2 protein-coding genes (1 of these 2 only partly in view) are annotated in these 14,468 nt (G+C 68.3%); both read right to left on the bottom strand.

What is annotated here, in order from left to right; translation table 11 throughout:
* On the bottom strand, positions 1–4,746 hold the 5' portion of the coding sequence (locus QX039_RS00250; protein ID WP_315772830.1) for a non-ribosomal peptide synthetase. The gene continues 1,854 nt to the left of window position 1, outside the view; only the first 4,746 of its 6,600 coding nucleotides appear in the window; the start codon lies at positions 4,744–4,746; its stop codon lies off the left edge, out of view.
* A complete protein-coding gene (locus tag QX039_RS00245; RefSeq protein WP_315772828.1) occupies positions 4,743–14,468 on the bottom strand; it encodes a non-ribosomal peptide synthetase in 9,726 nt (3,241 codons plus the stop codon). The genes QX039_RS00250 and QX039_RS00245 overlap by 4 nt, the downstream gene beginning before the upstream one ends.

Below are 14,468 nucleotides of genomic sequence, written 5' to 3'. Positions count from 1 at the left end.
CGTCGCATTCCAAGCGCGCAGCAGCCGCGCGCGATCGTCCTCTGGAACGACATCGAGCTGGCGCACCGGCGAGTGCGGCGCCGCTTCGAGCGCCAGCGCCAGCCGATCGAGCGACTGCTGCATCATCGCGCCGACCCGCTCGGGCGCAACCGGCGCCACGGCCTGGACCGTCAGGTGAAGTCCATGACCGTCGTCATCCACCGCCAGCATCAGCGGATAGTTGGTACGCTCCTCGCCACCGAGCCATTCGACGCCACGCAGAGCCTGGATGGGCTGCGCGTCTGCCCGCGCGTCCTGCCGCTGGCCGTGCCGATAGTTCAGGATCGCGGAGAACAGCGGCGTCGGCGGCGCGACGCCGCTGCAACGCTGGGCCATTGCCAGCGAGGCATGCTCATGAACCATCAGCTCCGCCAGCCGCGCATGCGTTGCGCGAACGCTGTCCTCAACCGACGTGCCGTCGAGATCGAGCCGCAACGGCAGCGTGTTGATGAACAGGCCCAGGCTGCGGCCGGTATCATGGCCAGCCTGCATGCGGCCGAGCAGCACGGTGCCGAACACGACCTGCTCACGTCCGCTGCTGCGCGCCAGCACCTGGCCCCAGGCGACATGACAGAGACTGGCGAGGCTCGCGCCAACGCGCCGCGCCTGCGCGCGCAGCCGCGCATCGAGCGCAGCCGGCAGGGGCAGCTTTGCCTCGCGCACGCCGGCGCCGTCGCTGCGCACCTCGATCAATCCGAACGGCGCCGTCGGCGCATCGATGTCGGCGAGCATGCTGCGGAAGAAGCGCTGCTGAGCATCCTGTCCGCCCGACTTGCGAGTCTCGGCGACGAGGTTGCGGAATGGAATCGACGGAGGCAGAGCAGTGCGGCGTCCCGACAGGATCAGTTGCACCTCCTCATGCAACGCCTGCAGGGTGGAATGGTCGCCGACCATGTGATGCAGCACGACCAGCAGCAGCAGGCGATCACTTCCTGGGTCGCGGGCGACAACGAGACGCAGCAATGGCGCCTGGGTCAGATCGAGCCTGCAGGACTTCGGATCGAAGCGGCGCGCCAGCTCGACCTGGGCCGGCGCGTTGCCTTCGAGCTCAACTTCGGTGACGCTTAGCGGTGCCTGGCGCCAGACCACCTGCGCCGGCACCGACAGCCCATCCCAGAGGAACGACGTCCGCAGGACGTCATGCCGGTCGATCACGTCCTGAACGGCCGCAAGATAGCGATCCAGCAGATCACGGCCCGCAAATGCCATCTGCGCGACCAGCACGTAGGGGTCGCCCTCGGTCGCGAGCAGATGATGGAACAGAATTCCCTCCTGCAACGGCGACAGCGCGTAGATGTCCTGGACGTTGGCGACGCCGCCCGGCACACGGCCCACCACGCGGTCGATCTCGCCCTGGCTCATCGCGATCAGCGGCAGCATGTCCGGCGTGATGGCCGGGCTCTGCGCCGTGATCGGGTTGTCAGGAATTGCGGTCTCCTCGCTTTGCCGCAGGCTGGCCGCGAGATCGCGCAGCACCGGCTTGGCGAACACCATCTGCGCGTCGATCGTCAGCGCATGGCGCTTCAGCCGATCCAGCATGCGGACGACGAGCAGCGAATGGCCGCCGAGCTCGAAGAAATGATCGTTGCGACCGACGCGCTCGACGCCAAGCAACTCGCGCCAGATGGCAGCGAGCGTCTGCTCGGCTTCGCCCTGGGGAGGATCATAGGTGGCGTGCGAGAACGCCTCGTCGTCCGGCGCCGGCAGCGCCTGCCGGTCGACCTTGCCGTTGGGTGTCAGCGGAAGTGCAGGGACGCGAACGATCGCCGACGGGACCATGTAGTCCGGCAGGCTTCCCTGCAGATGTGAACGGAGTTTCGCGGCCCACGCGCCGGTGCCGTCGGCGTCCTCCGCCGGCACCACATAGGCGACGAGCGTGAGATCGCCCTGCGCATCGCGCCGCGCCAGCACCGCCGAGTCCCGCACTCCGGCCTGCGCATTCAGCCGATGCTCGATCTCCCCGAGCTCGATGCGGAAGCCGCGGATCTTCACCTGATGGTCGTTGCGGCCCAGGAATTCGATGTTGCCGTCGGCGAGATGGCGGCCGAGATCACCGGTTCGATACATCCGCGCATCGGACGACAGCCCGAACGGATCCACGGCAAAACGCTGCGCCGACAGATCGGGACGGTTGAGATAGCCGCGGGCAACTCCTGCCCCGCCGATCCAGATCTCGCCGACGGCACCGCGCGGCACCGGCATGCCCTGGGCGTCGAGCAGATAGATCCGCGCGTTGGCGATCGGGCGACCGATTGGGACGACAACGCCGGCGAAGCCGGGCGGACGGCGCCATGCGGTGGCGCAGACGGTCGCTTCCGTCGGCCCGTAGGCGTTGAAGACCGCAATCTCGGGCGGCAGCGCTTCGAACAGCTCCGGCCTTGGCAACTCGCCGGCGAGAACCAGCACCTCGAGCCCGGAGAGCCGGGCGAGGTCCGAGCGGCCCTGCAGCATCGCGGGCGGCAAGGTGGCGTGGGTGATGCGATGTTCGACGAGATAATTCAACAGCTCCGGCGCGTCGCGATGCTCGCGGCTTCCGAGCAGATGCAGCTCGGCACCAGCACAAAGCGCCATGACGATGTCCCACACGCTTGCGTCGAAGCTGAAGGAGGCGAATTGCACGATCCGGCTGTGCGGACCGGTGTCGAACAGCCCGATCTGGGCCTGCGCGAGATTGACGAGGCCCTGGTGCTCGACCATCACGCCCTTCGGTTGTCCGGTCGAGCCCGACGTGTAGATGACATAGGCGAGATTGCGCGGCGTCAGGCCACGGGCAGCAACATCCGGTGCGCTCTCCGGGAGCCCGCTCCAGGCCGGCGCATCGCTTTCCACATCGATCAAAGGGTACGCCACGCTGCCGAGCGTGCTGGCGCTCTCACCGTCACAGAGCAGCAGCGTCGGCTGGGCATCGGCCACGGTCTCGCGCAGACGCTGCGGCGGATAGGCAGGGTCAAGCGGCAGATAGGCCGCTCCCGCTTTGAGAACCGCGAGCACGCTGACGATCGCATCAATGCCGCGCTGCTGGCAGATCGCGACCAGCCGGTCCGGACCGGCGCCCAGCGCAACGAGATGATGCGCGAGGCGATTAGCGCGCTCCTCGAGCTCGCGATAGCTCAGGCTGACCGCGCCATGGACCAGCGCCACGGCGGAGGGGCGGCGGCGCGCCTGCTCTGCGACGAGCTCCTGGATGCAGCAGTCGGCTGGCGTGAACGACTGCGTCCGGTTCCAGACATCCAGCAGCAGCGTACGTTCCTCGGCCGGCAGCAGCTCGATCCGATCGACCGGCTGGCTGGTGTCGGCGACCATGGCGCGCAGCGCAGCCAACAGATAGAAGCGATAGCGCTGTACGGTATCGGCGTCGAACAGCGCCGTCGCGTAGTTGAGCTTGCCAGAGATGCGGCCGCCACTTTCGCTGAGATCGAGCTCGAGATCGAACTTGATCTTGTGCTGCTCGATCGCAAGGCGTTCGACCGCCAGGCCGGGCAGTGCGAACGAGCCGACATCGTTACTCTGCCACGCGAACACCACCTGGAACACCGGCGTGTATTCCGGATGCCGCGGCGGCTGGAGCGCCTCGACCAGGCGCTCGAAGGGCAGATCCTGATGATCCTGCGCCGCGAGGACCGCCGTCTTGACGCGGTCGATCAGCTCGGCGACAGCGGGACCATGCGAGAGGTCGAGCCGCAGCGCCAGCATGTTGACGAAGAAGCCGGCCAGGCCTTCGAGCTCCGAACGCATCCGATTTGCGCTCGGCGTGCCGATCACGAGATCCTGCTGGCCCGCCAACCGCGACAGCACGATGGCCCAGGCCGCCAGCACGATGACGAACGGGGTGGCGCCGAGAGCGTGGCCCAGCCGCCTGATGTCGGCCGATAGACCGTCGTCGATCTCCACCGGCACCGCGGCGCCGGCGTTGGATCGCGGCGCAGAACGCGCACGGTCGGTCGGCAATGTCAGCAAGGATGGCGCATCGCGCAGCACGGCGGTCCAATGATCGAGCTGCCGCTGCAGTCGATCTGCCGTCAGCGAATGGCGCTGCCATGCTGCATAGTCCGGATACTGAATCGCGAGCGGCGGCAACGGATCATCGCCGCCTGCGGCGAAGGCGCCATACAGTACCGAGAGCTCGCGGACGATGACGCCCATCGACCATCCGTCGGAGATGATGTGGTGCTGGCTGAGCAGAACGACGTGATCATCATCGCCCAGACGGATCAAATGGCTGCGGATCAGCGGCCCCCGAGCGAGATCGAACGGCGCGCTCGTGCACTCATCCAGCACGTCGCCCAGCCGCTTCTCGCGGTCCGGCCGGACGCGAAGATCATGCATCTCCAGCGGCAGGCTGGTGTCGGACGGCAACAGCGCAATTCGCGGCTCGCCGTCCTCGGCGACAAAGACCGTCCGCAGCGCCTCGTGCCGGGAGAACAGGCGGTCGAGGCTGCGGCGCCATGCGCCGATGTCGAGCCGGCCGCGCAACCGCAGCGCCACGTCGATGTGATAATTCGCGCTTCCGCCATCGAGCTGCGCCAGCAGCCACAGCTGCTGCTGCGCGAAGGAGAGCGGCAGCCGGCCCCCGCGATCGACGATCGGGATCGTGCTTGTCTCGCGTCTGGGGGCGTTGCGGCCGCGCTGTCGCGCGCGCGATGCCAACCGGCGCAGCGCCTCCGGATCGAGGTCACGCAGAAGAGACTGTCCTGATTGTCCGCTCATGATAGCTCCGCCGTCATCAGTTCCTGGAGCTCACCTTCGGCGAACTCCTGCTCGATCAGACTGATCGAGAGGACGCGCGCGAATTCCGCCAATTCCGGATGAGCGAACAGCTCGGACAATTGCACCGACGTGCCGAACTCCTGCGCGACACGGCCGAGCAGCCGTACCGCCAACAGAGAGTGGCCGCCGAGCCTGAAGAAGTGATCGCCCCGCCCGATGCGATCGAGGCCGAGCAGCTCCGCCCAGATGCCGGCCAGGATGATCTCGATCTCACCGACCGGAGCCTGATAGTCGTCTCCCGCTTCGCCTTGTGAGGCCAGCGGCAGCGCCTTGCGATCGACCTTGCCGTTCGGCGTCAGCGGCAGCCGCGGCAGCACGATGACGCGCAACGGCACCATGTAGTCCGGCAGCATGGCCGTGAGCATCGCGCGCAAGTCGCCGCCGTCGAGGGTGCTGTCACTGCTGACATAGCCGATCAGGTGCCGCCCGCCGCCGAACTCCTGCGCGACCACGACGCTGTCGCGAACGCCGGGCAGTGCGCGCAGCCGCGCCTCGATCTCGCCGAGCTCGATGCGATGTCCGCGCATCTTGACCTGGTGATCGGCACGGCCGACATAGTCGAGCGTGCCATCGGCACGCCAGCGCGCCAGATCGCCGGTCCGGTACAACCGCGCACCAGCACCGCCCAACGGATCGGGAACGAAGCGCTCTGCGCTGAGCCCGGCGCGCCGCCAATAGCCGCGCGCCAGTCCCTCGCCGCCGATGAACAGTTCGCCGGTCACGCCGGGCGACGCCAGATTGAGATTGGCGTCGAGCACGTAGAGCGTGGTGTTGCCGATCGGACCACCCAGCACCGGCATGGGATCATTGGAATCGAGCCGATGGCGCGCAGACCACACCGTGGTCTCTGTCGGCCCATACATGTTCCAGACCTCGCCGCTCAGCGCGACGAGCCGCCGTGCCAGATCGGGAGCCAGCGCCTCGCCGCCGCAAAGCACGCGACAGCGACGAGGCAGCGCGGTCCCGTCATGATCGAGCAGCATGCGCCAGCCCGACGGCGTCGCCTGGATCATGGTCACGCCGTGCCTGGCCACGATCGCCTTCAGCGCCGTCGGATCCTGCGCCGAGGCGCGATCGGCCAGCACGATCCGGGCGCCCCGTGTCAGCGGCAGCCACAGCTCTAGCACCGCGATGTCGAACGACAGCGAGGTCAATGCCAGCACCCGGTCGTCGGATGCGATCCCCGGCTGCTCGGCCATCGTCGCCAGAAAGTTCGTCACTGCGCCGTGACGCACCATCACGCCCTTGGGCAGGCCGGTCGAGCCCGAGGTATAGATGACGTAGGCGAGGCTCTCCGGATGGATGGTGCTGCCGAGATTGTCGGCGTCGCCCGCATCATCGTCGCGATCGAGCAGCCAGGCCTCGGCTCCGCTGTCGGCCAGCGCAAGCGCGAACCGATCCTGCAGCCCAGCTTGCGTCAGCAGAAGCCTCGCGCCGCTGTCGCTCAGCATGTGAGCAAGACGCTCGGCCGGATAATCCGGGTCGAGCGGCAGGTAGGCCGCACCCGCCTTCAGCACGGCGAGCAGCGCGACGATCATCTCGGCGTCGCGCTCCAGCGCCAGTCCGACCACGACATCGGCGCCGACCCCGCGTGCCTGCAGCCGCCGCGCCAGCCGGTTTGCGCGCGCGTTCAACTCGCCGTAGCTGATCCGGCGGTCGCCGCCGACGATCGCAACCGCGTCCGGGACAGCCTTCGCCCGCGCCTCGATCTGCGCCACCACGCCGGGCGTTGCGTCGATCAACGGACGTGGGGATGACGTCTCGCCAATCGCAGCTCCACTCCAGCGCAAGAGCCACGCCAGCGCCTCCCCATCGACCATGCGAAGGCTGCCGGTCGGACGGGTGGCATCCGCCGAAATCTGCATCAGCCAGTCCCGCAACGACGCGCTCACCCGTCGAATCGCGTGCTCGTCCAATTGCGCACGATCGTAGTTGAAGTCGAGGCGCAGGCCCTCGGGTCCGTCGAACACGATGACCGCGATCGGATAACTGGTCGGCGTCACATGTTCGACCCGCCCGATCTGCGGCCCGGCACCGTTGCGCGCGGTGAGCGCCTGATCGATCGGATAGTTCTCGAACACCATCAGGCTGTCGAACAGGGGCTGCCCGGCCCTGTCGGCGAGGCGCTGGATCTCGTGCAGCGGCAGCCACTCATAGTCGCGCGCCGCGACGCTCTGCGCCTGAAGGGTTCGCAGCCAGTCGCCGGTCGCGGTCTGCGGGTGCGCGCGGTCGATCAGCGGCAGCGTGTTGATGAAGAGGCCGACCATGTGCTCGGCGCCGGCAAGCTCGGCCGGACGGCCCGAGACCGTCACGCCAAAGCAGACCGAGCTTTGCCCGGTCTGCTGCCGCAGCAATTGGGCCCAGGCCCCCTGCAGCAGCGTATTCATCGTGATGCGCTGCTGCGTCGCGAACCGCCGCAGGCGGGCAGCGAGATCGACGTCCACGCACAGCGTCAGCCGGCCGTGGCCGCTCGCAGCGTCGATCGCGCGGCTCGCACGCAAGGCGTCGGCGAGCGGCGTTGGCTCATCGAAGCCGCGCAGCGTCTCGCGCCAGAAATCCACGGCCGCCGCGTGGTCGCGCGTCTGCAGCCAGGCGATGTAGTCGCGATAACTGGCTTGCGCCGCCGACGGCGCAGCGCCGCCGATCTGCTGCAGCACGTCTGCGAGCAGCCGCGCCGAGCTCCAGCCATCGATCACGATGTGATGATGCGTCCAGATCAGCCACAGCCTGTCATCGCCGAGCCGGATCAGCCGCAGCCGCTGCAGCGGCGGCCGGGTGATGTCGAAGCCGAGCTCACGCTCGCGCCGTGCCGCCTCCGCAAGCGCCGCCTCGATATCCGCCGCCGCGACCCCATCAGCAATACGGCTGCGCCAATCCTCCTCGACGACGGGCACCTCGAGATGACGGTAGACGATCTGCTGGGCCACTCCGGACAATTGCTGCCAGACGAATCCAGTCCGCAGCACCGCATGCCGCGCACTCGCCGTCTGCCATGCCGCACGCAACCGCGCCGGCGTCACGCTCCGGAGCTCGATCGAGAGCTGGTTGACATAGACATCATCAGCGCCATCGCGCAGGGCATGGAACAGCAAGCCCTGCTGCATCGGCGACAGCGGATAGATGTCCTCGACGGAGTGACAGTCGATCGTCGCGCAGAGCCGGTCGAGCGCCGCCTGATCGAGCCCCGCGAGCGGAACGTCGGACGGCGTGAGACCGCCGACGCCGCCGAGGCAATGATCGACGAGACCGTGCAGCGCCGCCCGATAGAGCTCGGCGAGCCGTTCGACGGCCGCGCGCCGATAGCGCCGGCTGCCATAGCGGAAACCGAGGCGCAACTGTCCGTCACGTACCTCGCCGTTGATGGTGAGCCAGACCCGCAACGGCGTGTCGGCGGCCCGCATCGGTCCCGGGTTTTCCGGCGCAATCCGGTACGGCGCCGACGCGCCGAGCTGGCCATCGAAGCGGCCGAGATAGTTGAAGACGATGCGCGGGTTCGGCACCGCGGCCAGCGCCTCGCGATGCTCCTTCGCACCGAGATGGCGCAGGACTCCATAGCCGAGCCCGCGATCGGGCACGGCGCGCAGCGTCTCCTTGACGCGGGTGATGAGCGCGCCGTCGGTCTCGCTGCCGCCGTCGAGACGGACCGGGAATGCGGTCGTGAACCAGCCCACCGTCCGCGTGAGATCGACGTCCGCAAAGACATCCTCGCGGCCGTGGCCTTCGAGCTCGATCACGACGCCTTCGATCCCGCTCCAGTTCCAGAGCGCGCGTGCCAGCGCAGCCAGCAGCAGGTCGTTGACCTGCGTGCGATAGGCCGCAGGCGCGGCATCGAGCAGCCGTTCGGTCAGCTCCGCCTCGAGGTTCAGCACGACCTCCTCGGCGTCGGCCTCGACGTCGGTGCCACCATGATCGTCGTCGCAGGGCAGCTCGCTGCCGCGGGAGGACGCGAGCCAGAACGGCAGTTCGTCTCCGAGCCGATCGGAGGCCGCATGCGCTCGCAGTCGCTGCACCCAGGAGGACGGCGTGGAGCTCTGGGGCGGCAGGTTGACGGCGCCCGCCTGCCCCGTCAGCTGCTCGCAAGCCGACGCGATGTCCTCGAGCAGAATCCGCCATGACACGCCATCGACGGCGAGATGGTGAATGGCGACCAGCAGCCGCTGGCTGCCATCGCGCATGTCGAATCCGACGGCGCGCAGCAGAGATCCCGATGCCAATGACAGGCTCGCCTGCGCCGCCGACGCGATCGCGCTGACGTCGGCCGGCTCGACTGCCGTGCGGAGCCAAAGCAGCTCAGGCGCGGCAGGCAGGTCGGACGGCACCGCCTGCCATTCACCCGCGACCTGCCGATACGTCATGCGAAGCGCATCGTGATGCCCCACGACGGCAGCGAGCGCCCGCTGCAGCACGCTCCAGTCGATCCGGTCCCGCGGGATCAGCAGCACCGCCTGGTTGAAGTGATCGCGGTTGGAGATATCCTCCGCGAAGAAGCGCAATTGGATCGGCAGCAGCTCCGCAGCGCAGGCGTTCATTGCGTTGCGTGCTGCCGCCGGCGGCGTGATGGCCGGCGCGGAGGTGGTCGCAACCACGCCGGCCAGCGCCGCTATCGTCTGCTGCGCGAACATCTGCTTCGGCGTCAGCATGACGCCGCGCTTGCGCAGCCGCGCGATGATCTGCAGGCTGAGGATGGAGTCACCGCCGAGCTCGAAGAAATTGTCATTGCGGCCGATCCGCTCGCGGCCCAGCACGTCCTGCCAGACCGCGGCGATTGTCTCCTCCACCGCGCCGGCCGGGGCGGCATAGGATAGCACGGCGTCCTCGTCCGGCTGCGGCAGCGCCGCGCGGTCGAGCTTGCCGTTGGCGGTCAGCGGCAGCCGGTCGAGCACGACGATGCGCGACGGCACCATGTAGTCCGGCAGCATCGCCGAGAGTTGCTGCCGTAGCGCCTCCGGCTGCAACACGACGCCGGCCGCAGCGACACAATAGGCCACGAGCTCCTGGCGCTCCTGCTCAGCATCGACGGCGCGGGCCACGACGGCCGCATCGGCGATGCCTTTCAGCAATGTGATCGCGCGGCAGATCTCGGCGGGCTCGACGCGGTAGCCGCGCAGCTTCACCTGATCGTCGCGCCGGCCGAGGAACACGATCCGGCCGGCCTGATCACAACGCACGCGGTCGCCGGTTCGGTAGAGGCGCTCACCTGGCGCCCCGAACGGATCGGGGATGAAGCGCTCTGCCGTCGGCGCGGGCGCACCGCGATAGCCGCGCGCCAACCCAGCACCACCGACGTGGAGTTCACCGGCGACCCCGGCCGGAACGGCATTCAGTGCATCGTCGAGAACGTAGGTCCGCAGGTTGGCAAGCGGCAATCCGACCGGCACCGGACCTCGACCTGCGGCTTCCGTCCACTCATGTGTCGTCACGCCGACCGTCGTCTCGGTCGGGCCGTAGTGATTGACGATCCGGCAGTGCGGCCGCAGCCGGCGGACCTCTTCGATCAAGCCGGGATCGCAAGCCTCGCCGCCGAGAATCAGCACGTCGCGCGGCAGAACGTCGGCCGAGCGCCGCGCCCGCAACAGGCCGCGCAGATGGCTCGACACGATCTTGACAATCCCGACCTCGCCGTCGCGCATCGCTTGTGCAAACGCATCCGCATCGAACGCGGCATCGGCCGGAAGAAGATTCAAGGTTGCGCCGCTCGCGAGCGCGCCGAACAGCACGGTGTGGCCGAGATCGGCGGCAACAGTCGAGACCATCGCCATGCTCGCGTCGGCGCGTGGCCGCAGCCGGGACAATAGCGCCTGCACATAGTTGGCAAGTGCCCCGTGTGACACGGCGACGCCCTTGGGCGCGCCGGTCGAGCCCGACGTGTAGATGATGTAGGCAGTCTGCGCCGGATGAACGTGCGGGCGAATGAACTCGCCGCAAGACGCATCGCTGCGCGACTCGCCATCCAGCGCGACGCATTGCAACGCGCTCGCCGCAGCGAGGCATTCGCCGGTCGCGACCAGGGTGTCGATGCCACCATCGTGAAGAATACGGTCAACACGCGCCACCGGCCACGCCGGATCGAGCGGCACGGCGGCGCCGCCCGCCTTCAAGACGCCGAGCAGCGCCGCGACGAAGCTCGGCGACCGCTCGATCCACAGCGCCACCGGCGTCTCATGCGTGACGCCCGCCGCAACGAGCGTGCGCGCGATCTGGTCCGACCAGCCCACGAGCTCGGCGACGCTGACGGTGTCCTGTCCTTGGCGCAGCGCGATCCGATCGTCGCGGCCCGCGAACGCAGCGTCGATCAGATCGAGGATGTCCATCGATGGGAAGCTCTTCACCTCCGCCGCGACGACCTGCCTGACGTCTCGCGCGATTGCGAAGTTGCGCAGCGGCCGGTCGATGCCCGCCGCGATCTGCCGCAGGAAATCGACGAGCTGGCTCCCGATCCGCTCGACCGTGGCCGCATCGAACAAATCAGTTGCGAAATTCAGGCTCGCATTCATGCCCTTTGGGCCGTCGATGATGTCGAGCGCGAGATCGAAATGCGAGCCGGCGAGATCGACGATGCGCGGCTGGGCGTGCAGGCCATCGCCGAGCGCAAATCCGGCCGGCGCGTCCATGTAGTTGAACTTGACCTGGAACAGTGGATTGTGGCCGCCGGATCGGGTCGGCTTCAGCGCATCGACGAGACGGTCGAACGGCAGATCCTGATGCGCCAGCCCGGAAATGACCTCCTCCTTCGCCCGCGCCAGCAGCTCGGCGAAGCTCATGCCATCGGCCACGTCGGCCCGCAGCACCAGCGTATTGACGAAGCAGCCGATCAAGCATGCCAGCTCGGCCTGGCGGCGGCCGGCGACGGGCACGCCGACACGCAGGTCGGAGCGGCCGGAGTAGCGGAACAGCAGCAACTGATAGGCGGCGAGCAGCAGCATGAACATGCTGACGCGATGCTCCCTGGCGAGCGCGCGGAGCCTCAGCACCAGATCTGGCGCGATCTCGACGTGAATGGTGTCGCCGCGATAGCTCGGTACAGGCTGGCGCGGCCGGTCGAACGGCAATGCGAGCGGTGTATCCGCGTCGCCGAGCCGCCCGCGCCAGTAGGCGAGCTGCTGCGCAGCCTCGGGGCCGGAGAGCCAATCCCGCTGCCATGCGGCGTAGTCGGCATATTGGACGGCGGATGGTGACGGCAGCGCCCCTGCCCCGCGCCGGAGCCCGTCATAGAGCGCGGCGATCTCCGCCAGCAGCACGTCGAGCGAGAGGCCGTCGGCTACGATGTGATGCGCCGACAGCAGCAGCACGTGGCGGTCGTCCGCGAGCTGCATCAGCACGGCGCGCAGCAGTGGGCCATTGACGAGATCGAACGGCCTTGCCAGCTCCTCGCGTGTCCGCGCCGCGACCCGCGACGTGCGCTCCGCCGCCGGGCTGCGCCGCAGATCCTCGACCGCGACCGGAATGTCCGGCGCCGCATGGATGACCTGCACGACGCGGCCATCCGGGGCGGAGAAGGTGGTGCGCAGCGTCTCGTGGCGGGCGACGATTTCGGTCAGCGCCTGCACCAGCAGTGCCTGATCGAGCGGGCCGTCGAAATGAACCGTGCAGGCGATGGTGTAGGCCGTGCCGGCCGGATCCATGCTCCAGAGAAACCACAGCCGCTCCTGCGCGGGAGACAGCAGCTCGCGTATGCCCGCCGGTGCCGGCTGCAGCGGCGGGAGCACTTTCGCGTCCGCGCTGGCGGCATCGATAAGCTCTGCGAGCGCGGCGAGCGTAGGCGCATCGAAGAAGCCGCGCAGCGCGAGCTCGATTCCGAACTGCTCGCGCACCATCGCCGTGATCTGAGCGGCTGCGACCGAGTTGCCGCCGAGCATGAAAAAGTCGTCGTCGCGGTCGACATTCTCGCGCCGGAGCACATCCCGCCAGATCAGCGCAAGACGGCGTTCGGTCGCCGTCGCAAGCTCCGGGGACGGCGATGGGTCCGCCGCCTCGCGTCGCCGCTCGAACACCATGAAGCTATCGAGCGTGCCCTGCGCCCACCTGGCGCGACAGGCGGACCGCTGCAGCTTGCCGCTGGTGGTCACCGGCATGCCTTGCGGGTTCAGCAGCACGACCACCGCCGGATATTCCTGCGTCTGCCGCATGACCGCGTCGCCGATCGCCTTGATCAGCACGTCGGCCGGCGTTCGCCGCAGCACTGCCCTGCTGAACTCGGCAGCTACGCCGATGCCTTCGGCGCCATCGATCTCGACCGGGAAGGCCGCGACACGTCCCTTCCGCACCGAGGCCACCTCGGTCTCGACGGCCTGCTCCAGATCGAATGGATAGATGTTCTGGCCGCGGACGATCAGCAGATCCTTGAGCCTTCCCGTGACGACGAGTTCGCCGTCGCGGACGAAGCCGAGATCGCCGGTCCGCAACCAGCGCGCGCCGTCGCGAACGACGAACGTCTGCTGCGTCGCCTCGGGATTGTTCCAATAGCCCAGCGCGACGCTCGGACCTGCGACCCAGATTTCGCCGACCTCATTCCTCTCGGCCTCGGCGGACGCATCGACCCTCATGATGCGCACGGCGTGGCCGTCTGCCACGGCGCCGCACGCCATCAGGTCCGTGCCCTCGCCGGCGTCCGCAACGCGCCCGCCGGCGAGCGCTGCGGGATCGAGCGTGTGACAAACCGCCCGGCTCGCGCGGTCGCCTGCTGTCACCAGCAAGGTCGCCTCGGCAAGGCCGTAGCACGGCGTCAGCGCGCGAGGATCGAAGCCCGCCGGCCGGAAGCGCGCGGCAAATCGATCCAGCGTCGCGCGGCGCACGAACTCTGAGCCGGAGAACGCGAACCGCCATCGGCCGAGGTCCAGACACGCGATCGCCTCGTCCGAGATCCGGTCCGCACAGAGCGCGAACGCAAAGTCCGGCCCGCCGCTGCAGGTGCCGCCGTGGCGATGGATGGCGTCGAGCCAGCGCCGCGGCTGCTCCAGGAAATTGCGCGGCGACATCAGCACCGCCGTGAAACCCGTGAACAGCGGATTCAGCAATCCGCCCATCAATCCCATGTCGTGATAGAGCGGCAGCCAGCTGACGAAGACGTCATCCCTGGTCCCGCCGAGCACCGCCTCTATTGCGATCTCATTGGCGACCAGGTTCCGGTGAGTGACGCAGACACCCTTCGGCTGCGACGTCGACCCCGACGTATATTGGAGGAACGCGATCGCTTCGCCGTGCAAGTCCGTCTCGCGCCAGGATGCGGCGGCATCGACCGGCACCTCGTCGACGGCAACAACATGAGCCTTGGGCTCGCCGAACGCAGCGACGACGGCGTCGCGCAGACGCGCCTGGGTGAGAATGAGCCGCGGCGCCGCATCGCGCAGGATGCCGTCGAGCCGGCTCGTGTAACGCTCCTTGCCGGTTTCCGGCGGATAGGCCGGCACGGCAATGACCCCGGCATAGAGGCACGCGTAGAACGCGACGGCATAGTCGGGACCGTTCGGCAGCAGAATCACGGCGCGCTCGCCTGCGCCGGCAAGCTGCTGCAGATGTGCAGCCGTTGCGCGAATGCGTCGATCCAGCGCCGCGAATGTCAGCTCGTCGACGACATCGTCGCCTTCGATGAAGCGCAGCGCCGGATGATCGGCACGCGAGGCGGCATGCTCGCGGAGTCGTTCGACGAGGGTCTGTGTCGGCAT

It is taken from the genome of Bradyrhizobium sp. SZCCHNR1043 (assembly GCF_032489675.1).
GTDB lineage: Bacteria > Pseudomonadota > Alphaproteobacteria > Rhizobiales > Xanthobacteraceae > Bradyrhizobium.
Note: the sequence above shows the minus strand (reverse complement) of the source record. Positions and strands in the feature narration are given on the sequence as shown.